An 18170-nucleotide genomic window follows, 5' to 3' on the forward strand; every position below is an offset into this window, starting at 1 on the left:
TATGAATATGTTCATTGCCCAATGCAAGGCAGAGCTTCTGCGCTCGCTTCGCAACAAAAAGGTCGTTATCTTTTCTATCGGATTTCCGATGCTGTTTTATCTTATTTTTACGAATTCCGCCGGGGGCGACGCCGGTATGGGCGGGACCGCCTGGAAGACGTATTATCTCATGTCGATGACGGCCTTCGGGCTGCTGTCCGTCAGCGTGAATACACTCGGAGTCCGCATGTCCCAGGAGCGGGCGCAAGGCTGGGTGCGCTGTCTGCATGTGACGCCGCTGCCTTCCGGCGCATACGTCGGCGCCAAAATCGTCTCTATGGCGTTGGTGAATACGGCGATTATCGTCGTCATGTTTTTGGCGGGCGGCTTGCTCAAAGGGGTTCAGCTCAGTATGGCGCAATGGGTCGGCTGCGGCTTATGGCTCCTGATCGGTTCGCTGACGTTCCTTGCGCTCGGCACGCTGGTCGGCATGTTCAAAAAGGCGGAACTGGCCCAAGTGATCGCCAGCCTGCTACAAATCGGCCTGTCGCTGATCGGCGGCCTTTGGATGCCTGTCGATGCGATGCCGCCGCTCATGAAGGCCATCGCTGTTTGGACGCCGTCCTACAACTTCGGAAACGGGACTTGGTCGCTGATTGCCGGCCGCCTGCCCGATTTTATGAACTTGGCTATCTTGGCTGCGTATTTGATCGCTTTTGTGATACTATCTTCTTATCTCGCTAAAAAACAGGAAGCGGTGTAAATGAAGCTGCGTTTGCCATTCCGGTTGTTTCCGGACAATCTTAAACATTTCGGCTTGATTTGGGTCATCAATATGACGGTCCCTGTATATTTCTTGCTGCAGCTGCCCTTCCGCGAAGCGTGGATCGGATTCGTGGCTGTTGCCATCCTGGCGCTTGCTTTCCGGCAGGCGCTGTGGAATACGGAGGGGCGCTTCGTGTATGCGCTGATCCAGATTACTTCCGTTGCCGTTCTGGGGTACTTGTATAACCCCTCTTTTTTATATTTCGGCTTCTACTGCATAATGTCGGTCGGCATGCTTCCAACCGTCCGCAAAGTGGCGTTTTCCGTTGCGTACATGGTGATCGCCTTCGTTTTGGTGATGTATCTGTTTTACGAAAAAGCGGGCGAGGCGGTGCATCTCGATTTTATTCCCAGCCTGATCATTCTTGCCGTACTGCCCTTTGCCATGAAGTCCCACCGAAAGGCGGAAGAGCTGCGCCAGCAGCTGCGGCATGCGAACGACGAGATTGAGCGGCTGATCAAAAACGAAGAGCGCCAGCGGATCGCCAGAGACCTGCACGACACACTCGGTCACACGTTGTCTCTGATTACGCTGAAGGGCGAGCTGGTCGAGCGGCTCATCCCGCACGATCCCGAACGGGCGGTGCAGGAAGCGAAGGATATCCAGACGACGTCGAGAACCGTGCTGAAGCAGGTTCGGGAGCTGATCTCCGATATGCGGACGGTGCATCTCGCGGACGAGCTTCGGCAAGCCGGGCAAATTTTGAGCTCGGCCGGGATCGGTTTCGAGATAGCAGGGGATGCGGAGCGGATTCGGACGACCCCTGTCGTGATGAACATCTTAAGCATGTGCTTGCGGGAAGCCGTGACCAATGTGGTCAAGCACAGCAAGGCGAAGCATTGCAAGGTGGAGCTCATTGAGAAATCCGGCTCCTTTGTGCTCAAGGTGCACGACGACGGTCTCGGGATCGACGGCGCGGGAAGCAAGCTCGGACAGGCGGGAAGCGGCCTGCTGGGCATGAAGGAAAGGCTGTCCCTCATTGAAGGGACATTGGAGTTCTCCAAACGGGAGGAGACGGGAACGACGTTGACCATTACGGTTCCGAACGTAGTTAAACGGCAGCAAACGGAGGGAAATCGATGAACATCGTCATTGCGGAAGACCAGGGCATGCTGCGGGGCGCGATGAGCACGCTGCTCTCGATGGAAAAAGATATCGAGGTCGTCGGTCAAGCCGGGGACGGGGAAGAAGCGCTTCGGCTTATTCTGAGCCTGGATCCCGATCTTTGCGTCATGGACATTGAAATGCCGGTGCTCAGCGGACTCGACGTGGCCGAACGCTTGAAAGCGGAGGGAAGCCGGTGCCGGATCGTCATCGTGACGACTTTTGCCCGGACCGGCTATTTTCAACGCGCGATCCGGGCGGGGGTACAAGGGTATCTGTTGAAGGACGCCCCCGTATCCGAGCTGGCCGGCGCTCTGCGCATCATTCATGCGGGCGGCCGGGTCATTAGTCCCGAGCTGGCCTACTCGATGTGGGAACAAGAAAACCCGCTCACGGAGCGGGAGCAGGATATTTTGCGGCACTTGGCCCAAGGGTTGACGGTGGGTGAAATTTCCGGCGCCTTGTTTTTATCTCAGGGTACGGTGCGCAACTACATCTCGGAAATCATGCAGAAGCTCGAAGCCAAAAACCGGATCGATGCCGTGGCGATCGCCCAAAAGAAAGGGTGGATCGAGACTTGACCCGGCGTTCCGTTAAAAGGTCGTAACCAGCGGCAGCTCGAAGCGGCGGGCGAAGTTCGCGCTCACCGGATACACGCGCACGCTGTAATGGGGGCCGTGCTGGAGATGGGGCGGAAGGACCGCCCGGTATAATACTGTACTGTCTCCGAGCTCGCGCACGGGCTCCATCGTCACGATCACCGGATCCCAACGCTCCGCTTTTTCCTCGTAGTAGACGACCTCGACCGCCGTATCTTTATACCAGACCGGTCCGAATTTGACCGTGGCCGTGACCTCCTTAGGGGAGGTCGCGTTCGCATGAGCCAGGGGATCGTTCAGTTCGGCGACGCGGACGTGATGCCAGTTTTTCCGGATAAACCTCTTGTAATCGGCGACTTTGGTCGCTTCGTCATAGCGGTTGGCTACAAAATGCTGCGTCCGCTTCAAGGCGGGGACGTAAAATTCGTTCACGTACTCCATGACCATCCGGTCCGAATTGTATACCGGCGCGAGCGTACGGATCGAACGCTTCATCCGGGCGATCCATTGGGCCGGGAGCGGGCGTTGATTGTAATAAAGCGGCACGATCTCCGTTTCGAGCAGCCGGTAGATCGCTTCGGTGTTCTCGCGCTCCTGTGTACCGGCATCCGCCCCGTCGCTCGATTCGATGCTCCAGCCGTTGGCGCCGTCGTAGCCTTCCTCCCACCAGCCGTCCAGCACGCTGAAGTTGATGACGCCGTTCATTGCGGCTTTTTGGCCGCTGGTGCCGCTCGCCTCGTACGGCCGCCGCGGGTTATTGAGCCACACGTCCACTCCCTGCACCAGATGGCGCGCCATGTTCATGTCGTAATTTTCGAGCAGCACGATTTTGCCGCGGAACCGGTCCATCTCGGATACCCTGTAGATCTCGCGGATCAGCTCATGTCCGGGGCGGTCGGCCGGGTGCGCCTTGCCCGCGAAGACGAATTGCACCGGCCGGTTCGGATCGTTCACCAAGCGGTCCAGCCGCTCCAAATCGTTGAAGATCAGATTGGCCCGCTTGTACGTCGCAAACCGCCGGGCGAAGCCGATGGTCAGCGCGTCGGGGGACAAGTAGTCCCGGACCTCCTCGATCCGGTCTGCCGGCAGGCTGTTGCGGCGCCGCTGCTCGCGCAGGTTGGCGCGGGCGAGCCGGATCATCCGCTGCTTCAGCTCCGTATGAACGGACCAGAGCGATTCGCTTGGCACCAGATCGACGGTTTTCCACACGTCTTTATTGGCTTGATTGTTCAGCCATGTCCCTGGCAAAAAGCGGCCGAACAGCTCCTTAAGCTCGGGGGCGAGCCACGTGCTCAGGTGGACGCCGTTGGTCACGTGTCCGATCGGCACCTCCGGAACGTCGATGCCGCCATGGAACGCCCGGAACATCTCGCGCGACACGTGGCCGTGCAGCTTACTGACTCCGTTGCGCAGTGCGGAGGTGTTCAAGGCAAGGTGGGTCATGTTGAACAACTGCTTCGGTTCGTCGAGTCCAAGCCGGGTCCATTCCCGCCGGGCGGACGGATAGTCGGCGAACAGGCGGCTGAAATAATATTCGAACATCGGGAGCGGGAACGCATCGTGTCCGGCTGGTACCGGCGTATGCGTCGTAAATACGGTGCTGGCGCGGATGACTTCCAGCGCGACGTGAAACGGCAGGCCTTTGTCGAGCTGCTCGCGGATTCGCTCGAACGATAGAAACGCCGCATGCCCTTCGTTGATATGGAACGTGCCGGTCGGAATTCCCAGCGCCCGCAGCGCTTTGACGCCGCCGACGCCGAGCAGCACCTCCTGAGCAATCCGGATATCCTGGTTCCCGCCGTATAATTGAGCCGTCAGCTCCCGGTCCCAAGGGCTATTTTCCTCCAAGTCGGCATCGAGCAAATAAACCGGCACGCGGCCGACCTGCACCTGCCATACCTTCAAACGGACGGTCCGGTCGGCCAGCGGCACGTCAACGGTCAACTCCCGCAGCGGAGGCGCGCCGTCCCCTTGACCTGCAGCCGGCGCTTGGTCTTCCAGCACCGGAACATAGGCGGGGACGATCGGCAGCTTGTTGAAGTCGTAGGCGATATTTTCGGCCAATTGCCCACCCTCCGTATCGAGCTTTTGATCGAAGTAGCCCTTCTTGTAAAGCAATCCTATGCCGACGAGCGGTACGCCCAAGTCACTGGCCGATTTGCAGTGATCGCCGGCCAGAACGCCAAGCCCTCCCGAGTAAATCGGAAGCGATTCGTGAAAGCCGAATTCCGCTGAGAAATAGGCGATCGCCTGATGGGCGTGCTGCGGGTACTCTCTCTGAAACCACGTTTCCGCCTCGCGGTACGCGTCCCACTCGGCCATGACGTCACGGTATCGCTGCAGGAAAGCTTCGTCCTCCGACCGCTCCTTCAGCACGGCCGCATCCGTTTCCGTCAACAACCGCACGGGATTGTGCCGGAACTGGTCCCACAGCTTCGGCTCGATCTCCGCGAACAGCGCCTTGGCCGCGTCGTTCCAACTGAACCACAGGTTGAATGCAAGCTCGGTCAATCGCCCGATCGCAGGGGGCAGCGCCAAATCTCTTCGATGGAACATCGTATACATCGTTTCACCTCGACCCTGAATTTGGTTCCTTGACTGGGGAAGCAGAGGGAACCGGTTACGCTTCTGTTGGCTCCTAGTAGTATCTTATGATCGAATCCGCTTCATACATCTTTTCCCTATAAGAAAGCAGAACGATAGGAGCAGCGATGCGCCCAGCACCGCAGCAAACGTAAGCCCGGCCGCCGGAAGCGTATGCTGCGCCAGCGTCTCCAGCGGGCGGGTCATATCCGGCTCGGGAAAAAAAGCGGCCAGCGTGGCATGATAAGGGGCGAGCGGCCGCCACAGAACCATGACAAGCCCGGCCGCAAGCAGGCCGTGGACGAACCGGGCCGCGACGAACGGCGCGTAGCGCAGGTTCGTATGGTGCAGCAGGCTGATGATCTGCGCATGCACCGAAAGTCCCGCCCAGGACAGCACCCAGGCGGCGATCGCCACCTGATACACCAGCGGTATGCCGGCTGCGGCACCCGCGGCTTTGGCCCCAAGCGTCACCTCGAAGAAGCCGTTCGCTACCGCTTCGGCGAGCGGGAGCGGCAGTCCGAGGACGCCCAGCACCGATTCGATAGCCGCGTAGAACAAGCCCATCACCTTGGCGGAAGCCATCACCTCCATGACGACGGAGAAAAAGACGACGAGCCCGCCGATGACGAAAATCATCTGCAGCCCCGAGGCGAGTGCCTGCTGCAGCATGGTGCCCAGCGTCCGGCCGTCGTTCATCCGGGCATGGTGCATGGCTTCGAAAGCGCGGCGCCACAGCGGCTGGTCGGGGGAAGCTTCCAGGAGAGACGTGAACGCCGGCTGGCGATATTCGTCGGCGTATTTCCCCGGCCTGCCGTGAAACCGCATCAGGAGGCCGATCAGCAGAGCCGAGCCGTAATGCGCCGCGGCGAGCACACCCGCAAGCGCGGCATCGTGGAAGAAGCCGACGGCTACGGCGCCGATCAGAAAGATCGGGTCGGACGATGTCGTAAAAGCGACCAGCCGTTCGCCTTCTTCCCGGTTGACGAGCCGCTGCGTCCACAGCTGCGACGTCAGGCGCGCGCCGATCGGATAGCCGGAGGCGAAGCCCATGGCCATGACGAAGCCTCCGATGCCGGGAATGCGGAAGACCGGCCGCATCATCGGATCGAGCAGCATGCCGAAAAAATGCACGATGCCCAGCCCAAGCATGATTTCGGCGATGACGAAGAACGGGAACAGCGCCGGAAACAGCACGTCCCACCAGATGGACAATCCTTTCAGCGAGGCTCGAAACGCCTCGGCGGGGAAAGCCAGCATCAAGCAGGCCAGCAGGACGGCGAGCGATGCGGCGACATGGACGGGTATTCGTTTGGCAAGCAAGGGTACCACTTCCTTTCGAGAAAGGCCTGTCATTCTGATATATGAGCCGCTGCGGGGAGACATGCCTCCCGGACGCGCAGGCATAGGGACGAAAAAGTTGCCGGGCCGTCAGAAAAAGGCTGAATTTTCGAGCTATGTATGGTACAATAGTACCAATATGAGAATGGGAGTGATTTCAGATGATGGGTATCATTGCTGGAATTCTCGTATGCGCTTTTGTGTATGTCATTAGGGAGACGTTGATGACGTCGGGCGAAGAGGATGTATAAAGCGTTTTACAAAATAACGATGCTAAGGTGCAAGGCAGCTTAGCATCTTTTTTCGTTGGGAGATGAACCGCATGACCCGGGGAGAACGGGAGATGACGTTTTACGAAGCGATCGGCGGGGAGGCGGCCATCCGCAGCATTGTGGAGGCCTTCTATCCGAAGGTGCAGGCGCATCCGCTACTGGGGCCCCTGTTCCCGGAAGACATTACGCCGGTCATGGAAAAGCAGTACTTGTTCCTGACGCAATTTTTCGGCGGACCGCCGCTGTATTCCGGGCAGTACGGGCACCCGATGATGCGTGCGCGGCATTTGCCGTTTCCGATCACGCCGGAGCGTGCGGACGCCTGGCTCGGCTGTATGGCGGAGGCGCTGGAAGAAACGGGAATGGAACGGGAGCTTCGGCTTGCCGTACTGGAGCGGCTGAAGGGCCCGGCGTATCATTTTGTCAACAGCCATAGCAATAGCTAACGAAGCTTATCGAAACCAGAAAACGAAGCTGATCGAAGGAAGTGTGTTCCGTGGTCGAACCTTTATTTCAAGTCAGCGTCAGATGTCATCACTGCGACGCCGTATTTCAAACGTCCCGCGTCCGCCCGAGCTTCAAGAAGGCGTCCGGCACCGATACTGATTTCTGCGTTCATTATAAGGACATCAACCCCGATTATTATGTCGTACGCATCTGCCCCCACTGCGGGTTTGCGGGGACGGAGAATTCCAAGGACCGGCTGACGCCTGCACAAAAAACGGCATTCCGCGAAAAAATCGCCGATCATTGGACGTACAAGGACTACGGGGGCGAACGGACATGGGAGGAGGCGCTTTACGCCTACAAGCTTGCGCTCGTTACGGCCCAGACGGTCAACGATAAAGGGCGCATTACCGCCGGGATGCTGCACCATATCGCCTGGCTTTACCGCTATCGGAACGACAAGGAGCAGGAAGCCCGGTTTTTGCAGCATGCGCTGGACGAATACACGCGGGCATTCGAGACAGAAGCGGCGGAGATGAACAATGCCCGTCTGATGTACCTGATGGGGGAGCTCAGCCGTCGGCTGAAGCAGTATAAGCAAGCGGTCAAATGGTTTTCTCGCGTCATTAACGACAAACGCATCATGGATGCCGGCATGATTCGGGCATGCCGCGAGCAATGGGCCGTGACCCGTGAGGATATGCTTGCGGATTCGGTCGTACTCGAACCCGAGGCCCAGGAATTAACCTAGCGTCTCCAACTCAAAAACGCTTCAAGCTTCCCGGCATCGATCCGAGAACGCTTCAAGCGTTTTTTTGCTGCGTTTGATCCGCCCGGTAGAACGAATAGCGGTTTTTGCCGGATTGCTTGGAGACGTACAGCGCCTCATCCGCTTCGGCAATAAGCCGGCGGAGCTCGTCTCCCGGCATGCGGGAGATGGAAATGCCGATCGAAATCGTCGTTCCGGCCACGGAATCCCCGTAAAAGCGGTACTCTTCGATGTTGTGGCGCAGCCAGTCCGCATAGTGCGACAGCTGGGTTTCATCCGTCATATGGCTTAAGACAATGAATTCTTCTCCGCCGTATCTGGCAATGTAGTCTTGCTCATGGACGGCCGTTTTCAGCAGCTGTCCGGCTTCCCGAAGAAGCTGATCTCCGTGCAGGTGTCCGAACGTATCGTTGTACCGTTTGAAATTGTCGATATCGATCATCATGATCGCGATGCGCCGGCTGCGGACGGTCCGCTTGGCGATATCCATAAAGCCGCGCAGATTCGGCAGCCGGGTCAGGTTGTCCTGCTTCGCTTCCAGCTCCAGCTTCCGCTGCATCATCCAGATTTTGTTCTCGTCGTTGAACATATAGATCAAGGCCATGACCGCCAGCCCCGAGTAGACGAGCATCAGCAGCTGCGACAGCCAGAACAGCGAGGTCTGGGCCGTCTCCAGCTGGACATGCGAAACCAGGCGTACCACGGTGAGAATCGCGCAGACGCTCCACCCGTCGGTTATTCGGATGAAAAAATAACCGGAATCGTATTCTTTACGATGAAACAGCGAACTGATGATGGCGGGCAGCAGAAGCGCCTGAACGGTTTCGATTCCCCAGTTCGGCTTATGCTCCAGCAGCATATACCCTGCAGGAAGCAAGGTGGACAGCAGAGAGGAGACCCAGCCGAACCGCAGGCCCGCCATGACGATCGGCGCGAATTTCAAGTCGCTGAACAGGGAGTCCCCCGGCAAGGACAAGAGCATCATCACGATGCTGGCGGCTCCCGTCAGCACAGGTACGGCTATTGCTTGTAAGCGTTCGATAACCAGCAAATTGCGTATCTTAAGTGCCATATAGCTGAGCGCTATCAAGGTACAAGCATGCGTAAGCGCAAAGAAATCCATGAAGATGTCTCCTGGGAAGGCGGGAACGCTTACTCTTTGCCGTATCGGCGCAGCGGACGGCCCGCAAGCAAATAATCTTGGTCGGCATCGACCAGAGTCTCTTTATTTCGGCAGCAGGGGAAGACGAGCAGTTTTTTGACGCCTTCGCGAAGTTCCGAGAGGTCTTTAAGTTTGAGCGGCAGCAAAACATTGGCAGCGTGGCAAAAGGGGCAGCTGTGCACATACACGTCTTGTCCGATCCGTTCATAGGGCCATGTATTTTCAAATGGAATCATAGGTTTACTCCCGGCCGGAATCGCCGGAATCTTTATCCGGTGCCGGAGCCGTGGAATTGTCCTTCGTCTGTCCGGCCAGCTCGGCCAGCTTCTGCAAAAGAATATGCTGAGGCATATGCATCAGGTGTTCGATCGGAACGTTCAATTCCTTCGCGAGTTTCTGCGCTGTCTCAGGTGAAATCTGCAAAGGTCTCATTCGCAGTCCCTCCAGTCTATAGATCTACAGTCTCCATTTAATCATATCCGAGACCCAAAATTCAACCAAAAAATGGGGCCGTAGCATTTTGGTTTTGCACCAAATTGTGGTTTAATGGAAAGAGATACATAATGTATAAATAAGGAAGGTGTTTACTCATGCGTAATCCTTTGCCGCAAACTTGGAATTTGGAACGTTTTTTTCCGGGAGGCAGCGGGTCTGATGCTTTTATTCAATTTTTGAAAGAGCTGCAATCGAACATCTCCGAGCTGGACGAGACGTTAAGCGGGCTGGCCGTACCGGAAACGGCCGAGCAATCGGCATCGCTGCTGCCCGTGATCGTGCTGGCGCAGACGGCCTTATTGAAAATACGCGAAGCGGAATCGTTCACCGGCTGCCTGACGGCGGAAAATCAAAACGACAAGCGCGCGGTCCAGCTCACCGGGCAGGTGAAGTCGATTCAAGCCGCTTTTGCTTCCGCCTTGACGCGTTTCGACGATTTCCTGCGCCGCATTCCCGAGCCGGCTTGGCAAGGCTTGCTTGCTCACACGGAGCTTGGTGAAATCGCTTACCCGCTGGAAGAGCGGCGCCGACTCGCATCGGAGAAGCTGCCGCCGGAGCAGGAGGCGCTCATTCACGATCTTGCCGTAGACGGGTATCACGGATGGGGCGAGCTGTACAATACGACGGTGAGCAAGTTCAGCATCTCGTTCGAAGAAAACGGGACTGTAACGGAGCTCTCGGCGGGACAGGCCGCCAACAAAATGTACAGCCCGGACCGTAGCGTGCGGCAGCGGGTATTCGAGCTGTGGGAGCGGGAATGGGCGAAGCATGCCGATTACTGCGCCGACGCGCTCAATCACCTGGGCGGCTTCCGGCTTAAGCTGTATGAGCGCCGGGGCTGGGATGAGATTCATCGGGAGCCGCTAACCATCAACCGGATGTCGAAGGAAACGCTGGATGCCATGTGGGGCGTGATCGAGCAAAGCAAAGACGTGTTCGTTCGTTACCTGGAGCGGAAAGCGAAGCTGCTGGGCGTTGAGAAGCTGGCATGGCACGATGTCGACGCGCCCGTCGGAGAAGGCAATACGACGTTCAGCTACGATCAGGGCGCGCAGCTTATCGTAGAGCAGTTCCGCCGCTTCAGCCCGAAGATGGCCGAATTTACCGTGATGGCGTTCGAGAACTCCTGGATCGAAGCGGAGGACCGCGCAGGCAAACGTCCCGGCGGATTCTGCACGTCGTTCCCCATCTCCGAAGAAACCCGTATTTTTATGACCTATGCGGGCACCGCATCGAATGTATCGACCCTCGCGCACGAGCTCGGACACGCGTATCATCAGCATGTGATGAACGATCTGCCGGCGTTGGCTCAGGAGTACGCCATGAACGTCGCCGAGACGGCGTCCACGTTCGCCGAGATGGTCGTCTCCGACGCGGCGGTGAAAGGGGCGGCCACCGACGAAGAACGCCTAACGCTGCTTGAGGATAAAATTCAGCGTTCGGTCGCTTTCTATATGAACATTCATGCCCGGTTCTTGTTCGAGACAGACTTTTACGAAGCGCGCCGCCACGGGCTTGTGAGCATCGAGCGGTTGAACGAATTGATGGAAGCCGCTCAGAAGAAGGCATACCGGAATACGCTTGTCGAGTATCATCCGCACTTCTGGGCATCGAAAATGCATTTTTACTTGACGGACGTGCCGTTCTACAATTTCCCGTATACCTTCGGCTATATGTTCAGCACCGGTCTGTATGCCGAAGCGCTTCGCCGGGGCGCGGCGTTCGAAGACCAGTACATCGCGCTGCTGCGTGATACCGGACGGATGACGGTCGAAGACTTGGCAAGCAAGCATCTCGGCGTCGACCTGCGCAAGCCGGACTTTTGGCAGCAGGCGATGGACGTCACAATCGAGGACGTCAACGAGTTTCTGCGCTTAACGGAATAGCCTTTAGCCTTTGGCCCCGCTTATTATAGGCGGGGCCTGCTTGTTGAGAAACCCGCTTCGCATAGAAATTCTCTGCATATGCCGGTGGGGTATATCCCTCCAGCCGCTCTTGAGACCCGTGAACTTGATTAGAATTAGTGGTATTTTCACGGGTCTCAAAGGCGGACGTAAACTCTTACGGGATATACCCCACCTCTATTTGGCTGAGATTTTCTCCATTCTGGTTTCCTCAAAAGAGCTGGGCTCCGCCTATTTTAGGCGGGGTTTGTTATTAAAAGGGTTCCTAGAGCTGAACAATAGATAAACGGGTCCGCAGGAGCCAGATCTTTGAGTGTTGAGAGAGATTCTTTGACTGAAATAGAGACACATACGGAGGTGGGGTATCTACTGGAGGAGCGAGAGCGTTCGCCTTTGTCTTCGGGAAATATCCGCTGATAAGCGGCTTCCAATTAAAATTTCCCGATGACAACAGCGACCGGAAGAGATACCCCACCCCCTCGTACACCTCTATTACCTCACTTAGTTACTTTCTCAAGAGCGGCCGGAGGCGGACTTGTTTATCCCTCATTTCCAGCGCAAGCCAATGGCAACCTCTCCACCAAAAGCCCCGCCTAACGCTACAATTTAAAGATACTCAACGTCTGCTGAAGCTTCGTCACCAGCTTCGTCATCTCCTCCGACTGGGCCACGATGGCCTGTACGGCCGAGATCTGGTCGATCATCGACGCAGACACCTCCTCGGTCCCGGCAGCGGATTGCTGCGTAATGGCCGATATATTTTCCATTGTAGCCGAAATGTGCTTGGCTCCGGCCAGCATTCGCTCCGTCCCATCGGCGAAAGCGGCGATTTGCTCGGAAATGAACCGGACGCTGCTGACGATTTCCGCAAAGACCCGTTCCGTTTCGCCAATAAGCTTCGTCTGCTCCGTAACAATCTGCTCGTTCTCGGCCATGGACGCAAGCGCATGCCGGATCCCTTGTTCGATACTGCGAACAAGACCGAACACCTCTTTGGTCGAGGCGGTAGCTTCCTCCGCCAGCTTCCGGACCTCCTGGGCGACGACGGCAAAGCCTTTGCCGTGCTCGCCTGCCCGTGCCGCTTCGATGGAAGCGTTCAATGACAACAAATTCGTTTGTTCGGCAATGTCCGAGATAGTTCGGGTCATTTGCGAGATGCTGCCGGTTTGCCGGGCGAGCGAATCGATCGTTTGAGATACGTTGGCCGTAGCGTCGACATTTTTGCGCATGCCTTCGCTCTGGGTTTCCACCGATTGAAGCCCTTTGTTCACCAGCGCCATCATTTGTCTGGCCCGCGAGTTCATCTCCCGGGTCGATTCCGTATATTTGGTTACCCGCTGCTCGATATCCTTCGTCGCCGAGGAGACGCCGCTGATCTCTTCCGAAATCTGATTGGCTCCGGCCGCAAGCTCTCCAGCGGCGACGGACGCTTCCTCCAGCACCGTTTTCATCTTCTCATTTTTAAAATAAATATCTCTGCTGGAGTCAAAAACATGCTTCGAGGCCCGTCCTGTTTCCTGCAGAAGCTCGCGCAGCTTCTCCGTCATTCGGTTAAAGGCCGTCCCCAGCTCGCCAAGGGCGTCGTCGGAGCGGATGTGGATCTTTTGCGAGAAATCCCCTTTGGAGATACTCAGGGCGGCGCGGGAGATGTCGCTAATCGGTTCTGTAAGCGCTCTCTCCAACCAGCGTATAAAAGGATAGCTGAGTCCTGCCATCACAGCCAGAAACACGAACCCGAGAATGGGACTTAAGGAGGATTCGAAAATAAGCAGAAGCATGACGGCGGAATAGACGACAACGAGGGTGTAGCAGCCGATTTGCAGCTTCCTCTTGAACGAAAGGCCCAGAAACCAGTTCATAAATTAACGACTCCTTTTAAGGGATAGGATAAAATGCTTACGTCATCGCCCTGGCTGTATGGGTAATTATACCACCTTGGAGAACGCGGGGTCCATAGTTTTCCAACGGGAGTAGCTGTTCAGTCACTTGGATGAAAGCGGTCCCATTTTCACGATGTATCACGATGTAAAATTTTGTTGAATTATCGTGTATTTTATGAAAAAATTTGTTGTCAATGTGGTTATATTGTCCTATAATGGGTCTAGAGCCTCAGATATACATAATATTCCAATTATACTACTTGAAAGGAGGATCTCTGTGATTTTAGAACAGTTGCCTTTAGCCAGACAGTTGGATTTGGTGTTTCGGGAATTGAGAGAGGAACTGGCTCAGCTTACCTCGGGGACGGTTTTCGTCCAGATTCGAAATAACATGGTCGGGAAGTTCGGCATCCGGCATTTTCCTCTGGAGAGCAGGGGTACGGAGATCAAGATGGCAGAGCGCGGCTTGTCCGAAAGCCATCAGCTTTCGTTCCGCCAGACCGCTCTGGAGTCGTTGAAGCTGAAACGTTGGACGCACGGGGAGATTCAATTTGAATTCGCGATGCGCCAAGACTTGCTATGCACCAGCGTGACTTTCGAATCGAATTACAACATGGCGAATTTGGTTAGCGAGTCCAATAAAAACAAACGCGATTTTTGATTGACCAAGCTTACTGCACTCATACCAAGGTTACCTTTTATCCCATTATAATTTTTTTAAATTCTTTTATGTTCTCAACTAATTCAATCCTTCTGATGCTCTAATTGTTCGATATAACTTACAGCCTCCCTTGAACGGGAGGTTTTTTTGATTCTTAAGGGGGGGACGGTATGGAACTTTTTGGATTGGTGGGCGTATAAACAATTCGGAGGTGATTCACATAGTTGTCGATTTTGCTAGTACATTTGCACTGTTGATTTATGTGATTTTAATCGGTCTTTCGATTTACTGTTTAATCTTGTTTATTAAGCTTGCGCGCAGAGGGATTGAAGCGCTCGATCTGTACATCCATGACAAGAAGAATAACAAGCATAATCCACCGAAGGACACACCTCATTAACCATCGCAGGGGTGTGTTTTTGCGAATGAAAGGGGCACCGTTATGATCGTACTCGAAACCGACCGGCTGATTCTTCGCCACCAAACCGTAGAGGATGCGGCGTTTATCCTGGAGCTTATGAACGATCCTTCCTGGATCCGCTACATCGGCGATAAAGGCATGAGAACGCTCGATGACGCGCGGAGCTTTATAATAAAAGGACCGCTGGACTCGTATGCCCGTAAGGGGTTCGGATTTTACTTGACAGAATTGAAGGATGGGGGCACGCCGATCGGCATCTGCGGATTTGCAAAACGAGATTACTTGGAGGATGTAGATGTCGGATATGCCTTTCTTCCCGAATTCCGGGGGAAAGGGTACGCCTTCGAGGCGGCTTCCGCCGCGATGGCTTATGCCAAATCCGAACTGGGGCTAAAACGCATTGTCGCGATTACCACCGAAGATAATGATTCTTCGGCCAAACTGTTGGAAAAGCTGGGATTGCATTTTGAAGGCATGATCCCAAATGCGGGTTCGGATAAGGAGCTCCGGCTCTATGCGATCAATGTCTAACACGCGGAGCCGCCCGGTGATCGCTGCGCGGGCGAATTGCCGGATGAAGCCATAGAAAACGGTCCCCCCACTAATCTTGGCCGGTGGGGGGTTCTTGCCATTTGCTGGATAGACGGGCGTATTCGTTCAAAGCATCGTCCAATTTTTTACTGGCCTTGATGACTTCGGGATCTACCAAGGATGTCTTGTTTTGGGATAGGGCATTGAGCCCTATTCTAAGCTGTTCTATTTCTTTTAGCATGTCTGCAAGCAGCTTATTGATCTCGGACATCGTTACCATTTTTGGCTCGACTTAAGCTATAACTTAAGTTTGTGGCCGGAGAATGAGCAAACCTAATTTGCTCTTTACCGTTTACCTGTCTCCCATTCCCATTCAAAAAGATCATCCATATAACAATTGAGGTAATCCGCCGCCATCTTCATTTTGAGAACGGATAGCTTGCTTTTCCCTTTGATGATTTGTGAAATGTAAGATTCAGTAACTCCCAAATGCTTTGCTAGATCTGCCTGTGTCCTGTTTGTCTGAGCCAGCAATTCAGGCAAACGGCTTCTCCCGAACCGGAGAGCCAAAAGCAATCCTCCTTTTGAGGGACTATGCACTCCATTATACTTAAGTCATGACTAAAGTAGCAAATAGAAAGCGAATGATAGTTTTGTTATAATGAATGGCAACGGAAAAAGGCGGTCCCTAAGGAGCCGCCCGGTTAAGTATTGAGGTCGTGCATTATCTTGTGAACTTGCCTGCCAGCTGCTGCTCGGCGATTTGAACCAGACGACGAGTGATGTGCCCCCCGATTGCCCCAGTATCACGGGTTGCCATGAAGCCATAGTAACCGTCTTGAGGAATCTGAATGCCCAGCTCTTGAGCAACTTCATACTTCAGCTGATCCAAAGCTTGGTTAGCTTGAGGTACGACCAATTGGTTGCTGCTGCGGGATTGTCCTGCGCCCATCGATATCACCTCCGTTCACTAGGTAGTATGTTCCACGCGAAAGAATATACACGGACTGAAATTTGGTAAATGCGACCATCGGATCAAGGAGGGATTGACTTGGGATTTCAGTTGACGTGCAGCAATTGGTCCTTCGATGCGGACCTGCAAATCGTACATGCCGACGTTAAACTGGAAATTGACGGCGAAACGCTGATCGACGAACCGCTGTGCATTGACGTAGGGCTTCCGGCGCTGCTGCTCAGCGTTCATGAAGATGTGGAGCCGTTTCGTTGGGCACCGGCGGACGAATGGCAGCGCGTGCCTTTCTTCTGCTGCGGCTGCGGCGATCCGGAATGCCGGGCGTTCTCGTTTATCGTAAAGCATAAGGCCGACAGCCGGTTAGAGTTGACGGAAGTGGAGGAACGGGAGGGAAGATCCCCCCGCCAATTGGGCACGTATACTATCGATCGGTCAGATTACGCCAAGCAGGTAAGGGAAATCGGGGAGACGTTTTTGCGTTTTGTCGAACATTTGGATTACCGGCCGTATTTCAAGGATACCGTCGAAACGGTAAAGCAGCAGCTTGCCCGGGGCTAGTTATTTTTCGGTTTCTTGAGCGCCTCCATCTTCTTCATTAAAGTGGCCATATCTTTTTCCAGTTTTTCCATGTCCTTAAACATGGTCTTCATCTGTTTGTCTTCGGTTAATAATTTGGTAATGGCGTTGAACCAATCGGATTTGCTGATGCTCATCTGTCCAGCCTGCCTTTCCGAGTTCTTTTTCTATATCGTACGAAGAAGAGCGGGGCAGGTGTGTGTTTCGGACTCGAAAAGGAGAAAAAGGCTGAGGCCCGGCGGCTCAGCTTTTTTTCATTGTACCGCTAATCGACGAGCAGCTCCGGCATCCACCGCCGCATATGGGCTGCGATCTCCTCCCTTATGCCGCGCACGCCGGGAAGCTCTGCCTCCGAGGCTTGGCTCAATGGAATGACCCGGTATCCCCGCCAGGCCTGAAACCGGACATAGGTCGGCAGAAACCGAACTCCGCCGACCGTGACCGCCGCTTTGCCGACAGACGCCCCGCTTGGCTTCCGCAGCTCGGCCTTCAAAATTCCGCCGATCCGCACATACGGATTGGGCCTCTTTTGCGCGGCCAGGAAGTTGCCGAGGGAGTAAGCGACGAGCGTCCTCCCGCCGCTTCCGTTATCGATCCATTCCGGCGGCTGGAGCACGTGCGGATGATGGCCGAGGATCACATTGGCTCCGGCGGATGCGGCCAAACGGACCCATTTTCGCTGCTCCTCCGACGGAAGCCGAGCGTATTCGCTTCCGAAATGAAGGCTTGCCACGACAGCGTCGGCTTGTTTTTTCGCTTCGGCGATTTCTTGCCGGAATGCGCGCTCCTGCTCAAGCAAATGCACCAAATAAGGCTTGCCCGGAGGCCGGGAAATCCCGTTCGTCCCGTAAGTCCAAGCAACGAAAGCAAGCTTCAATCCGTTGCGCTCCACAATCCGGAGACGCTTGCGGTCTGCTTCGTCCTCGCTCGCGCCTGCATATTCGACTCCAAGCCGCTTCCAATGCCGAATCGCGTGACGCACCGCCTGTTCTCCGCGGTCAAGCGTATGGTTGTTCGCCATCGAGACGATATCGACCCCCGCGTCACGAAGCGCGTCGGATACTTCGAACGGACTATTAAAGGCCGGGTAATCGGACAGCCCGAGTGCGGTTCCGCCGGTAATGCTTTCCTGATTCGCGAACGTGACATCGGCTCCCTCCAAATGCGGCCGTACCGCCTCGAAGAAGGGTCGGAAATCGTAGCTAAGCCGCGTCCGTGCGTCCTCGTAGATCGTACGGTGAATGAGCACGTCGCCGGCTGCGGCCAAGGTCACCCGGCGTTCCGCTGGGGCAGCCGGTTCGGATGACGGCAGTGAGGGAGGGGTGGGAGTCGTTTTCGTGCCGGTCCCCGTCTGGACTTCGGTTGGAGAAGGTGCCGGAGGCGCGGCATGGTCGGTCGCAGGAGAGCATGCGCCCAAGAGCAGCAGGATGAGAAGAACGGAATAACGGCAATATCGTTTGGTCATCGCTGGGTCCTCCAGAACGCTTAATTCCAAGCTATTAGCTAATATTTGCGTACGGACTTGGAATTATAGACCTGCGTAGAAAAAGGAAAAGAAGGGAGCGGGGGGCTTAAAACCAGGCGAAAGGCCCGCTTCGCCCGGTTTCGTTCCGGGCTCTCCGCGAGCCTTTTTAACACGTTTGATAA

The 18170-nt window shown here is 55.4% G+C and carries 20 protein-coding genes; 9 read left to right on the top strand and 11 right to left on the bottom strand.

What is annotated here, in order from left to right:
* Nucleotide 1 precedes the first annotated feature (1 nt).
* Genes NI000_RS09015 through NI000_RS09025 form a run of 3 tightly spaced genes read left to right on the top strand, consistent with a single transcriptional unit; the run spans nt 2 to nt 2490 of the window.
* Entirely contained in the window at nt 2-742 is a 741-nt protein-coding gene (locus NI000_RS09015) for an ABC transporter permease (RefSeq protein ID WP_253409731.1), read from the top strand.
* The gene (locus NI000_RS09020) at nt 743-1888 is read left to right on the top strand and encodes a sensor histidine kinase (protein ID WP_253409733.1); all 1146 of its coding nucleotides are present in this window, start codon (nt 743-745) and stop codon (nt 1886-1888) included.
* Nucleotides 1885-2490: a response regulator transcription factor gene (locus NI000_RS09025; protein ID WP_253409734.1), complete on the top strand. Its 606-nt coding sequence runs from the start codon at nt 1885-1887 to the stop codon at nt 2488-2490. Before NI000_RS09020 ends, NI000_RS09025 begins: the two co-directional genes overlap by 4 nt.
* A 12-nt stretch (nt 2491-2502) precedes the next feature.
* On the opposite strand, the gene glgP is transcribed toward NI000_RS09025, so the two are convergent.
* Nucleotides 2503-5064 (bottom strand): alpha-glucan family phosphorylase, encoded by a 2562-nt coding sequence (glgP, locus tag NI000_RS09030; protein ID WP_253409736.1) that lies wholly within the window; start codon nt 5062-5064, stop codon nt 2503-2505.
* 93 nt (nt 5065-5157) lie between these two features.
* Entirely contained in the window at nt 5158-6414 is a 1257-nt protein-coding gene (ylbJ, locus tag NI000_RS09035) for a sporulation integral membrane protein YlbJ (RefSeq protein ID WP_253409738.1), read from the bottom strand.
* Between the two features lie 340 nt (nt 6415-6754).
* On the opposite strand from ylbJ, the gene NI000_RS09040 reads away from it, so the two are divergent.
* On the top strand, nt 6755-7150 hold the full coding sequence (locus NI000_RS09040; protein WP_253409740.1) for a globin domain-containing protein: 396 nt from the start codon (nt 6755-6757) through the stop codon (nt 7148-7150).
* A gap of 50 nt (nt 7151-7200) precedes the next feature.
* Nucleotides 7201-7902: a DUF2225 domain-containing protein gene (locus tag NI000_RS09045; protein ID WP_253409742.1), complete on the top strand. Its 702-nt coding sequence runs from the start codon at nt 7201-7203 to the stop codon at nt 7900-7902.
* Nucleotides 7903-7954: 52 nt separating this feature from the next.
* Here NI000_RS09045 and NI000_RS09050 read toward each other — a convergent pair whose 3' ends face one another.
* Genes NI000_RS09050 through NI000_RS09060 form a run of 3 tightly spaced genes read right to left on the bottom strand, consistent with a single transcriptional unit; the run spans nt 7955 to nt 9514 of the window.
* A complete protein-coding gene (locus NI000_RS09050; RefSeq protein WP_253409743.1) occupies nt 7955-9043 on the bottom strand; it encodes a GGDEF domain-containing protein in 1089 nt (362 codons plus the stop codon).
* Nucleotides 9044-9072: 29 nt separating this feature from the next.
* On the bottom strand, nt 9073-9318 hold the full coding sequence (locus NI000_RS09055) for a hypothetical protein (RefSeq protein ID WP_036692878.1): 246 nt from the start codon (nt 9316-9318) through the stop codon (nt 9073-9075).
* A gap of 4 nt (nt 9319-9322) precedes the next feature.
* Nucleotides 9323-9514 carry a YycC family protein gene (locus NI000_RS09060; RefSeq protein ID WP_253409744.1) on the bottom strand — a complete coding sequence of 64 codons (192 nt, stop codon included), beginning with the start codon at nt 9512-9514 and terminating at the stop codon, nt 9323-9325.
* A gap of 158 nt (nt 9515-9672) precedes the next feature.
* Here NI000_RS09060 and NI000_RS09065 point away from each other — a divergent pair, with 158 nt between their 5' ends.
* Nucleotides 9673-11463, top strand: a complete 1791-nt coding sequence (locus NI000_RS09065; protein WP_253409746.1) for a M3 family oligoendopeptidase — start codon at nt 9673-9675, stop codon at nt 11461-11463.
* A 617-nt stretch (nt 11464-12080) separates the two neighbouring features.
* Here NI000_RS09065 and NI000_RS09070 read toward each other — a convergent pair.
* Nucleotides 12081-13340 carry a methyl-accepting chemotaxis protein gene (locus NI000_RS09070; protein ID WP_253409748.1) on the bottom strand — a complete coding sequence of 420 codons (1260 nt, stop codon included), beginning with the start codon at nt 13338-13340 and terminating at the stop codon, nt 12081-12083.
* 298 nt (nt 13341-13638) lie between these two features.
* Between NI000_RS09070 and NI000_RS09075 the strand changes: the two genes are divergently transcribed.
* Together NI000_RS09075 and NI000_RS09080 are read left to right on the top strand one after the other, a co-directional pair.
* On the top strand, nt 13639-14022 hold the full coding sequence (locus NI000_RS09075; protein WP_253409750.1) for an O-methyltransferase: 384 nt from the start codon (nt 13639-13641) through the stop codon (nt 14020-14022).
* Nucleotides 14023-14464: 442 nt separating this feature from the next.
* Nucleotides 14465-14974: a GNAT family N-acetyltransferase gene (locus tag NI000_RS09080; RefSeq protein ID WP_253409752.1), complete on the top strand. Its 510-nt coding sequence runs from the start codon at nt 14465-14467 to the stop codon at nt 14972-14974.
* A 70-nt stretch (nt 14975-15044) separates the two neighbouring features.
* Here NI000_RS09080 and NI000_RS09085 read toward each other — a convergent pair whose 3' ends face one another.
* The 3 genes from NI000_RS09085 to NI000_RS09095 form a co-directional block, all read right to left on the bottom strand.
* Nucleotides 15045-15245, bottom strand: a complete 201-nt coding sequence (locus NI000_RS09085; protein WP_036693312.1) for an aspartyl-phosphate phosphatase Spo0E family protein — start codon at nt 15243-15245, stop codon at nt 15045-15047.
* A gap of 74 nt (nt 15246-15319) precedes the next feature.
* A complete protein-coding gene (locus NI000_RS09090) occupies nt 15320-15517 on the bottom strand; it encodes a helix-turn-helix transcriptional regulator (RefSeq protein WP_157999732.1) in 198 nt (65 codons plus the stop codon).
* Nucleotides 15518-15698: 181 nt separating this feature from the next.
* Nucleotides 15699-15926: an alpha/beta-type small acid-soluble spore protein gene (locus tag NI000_RS09095; protein WP_036693306.1), complete on the bottom strand. Its 228-nt coding sequence runs from the start codon at nt 15924-15926 to the stop codon at nt 15699-15701.
* Between the two features lie 99 nt (nt 15927-16025).
* Here NI000_RS09095 and NI000_RS09100 point away from each other — a divergent pair, with 99 nt between their 5' ends.
* Nucleotides 16026-16505, top strand: a complete 480-nt coding sequence (locus NI000_RS09100) for a hypothetical protein (protein ID WP_253409754.1) — start codon at nt 16026-16028, stop codon at nt 16503-16505.
* On the opposite strand, the gene NI000_RS09105 is transcribed toward NI000_RS09100, so the two are convergent.
* Complete coding sequence (locus NI000_RS09105; RefSeq protein WP_253409756.1) at nt 16502-16660, bottom strand: hypothetical protein; 159 nt, start codon at nt 16658-16660, stop codon at nt 16502-16504. The genes NI000_RS09100 and NI000_RS09105 overlap by 4 nt on opposite strands.
* 128 nt (nt 16661-16788) lie before the next feature.
* Nucleotides 16789-17988 (bottom strand): CapA family protein, encoded by a 1200-nt coding sequence (locus NI000_RS09110; protein ID WP_253409757.1) that lies wholly within the window; start codon nt 17986-17988, stop codon nt 16789-16791.
* Nucleotides 17989-18170: the final 182 nt, after the last annotated feature.

The sequence above is a fragment of the Paenibacillus tyrphae genome, assembly GCF_024158745.1.
GTDB classification, from domain to species: domain Bacteria; phylum Bacillota; class Bacilli; order Paenibacillales; family NBRC-103111; genus Paenibacillus_G; species Paenibacillus_G tyrfis_A.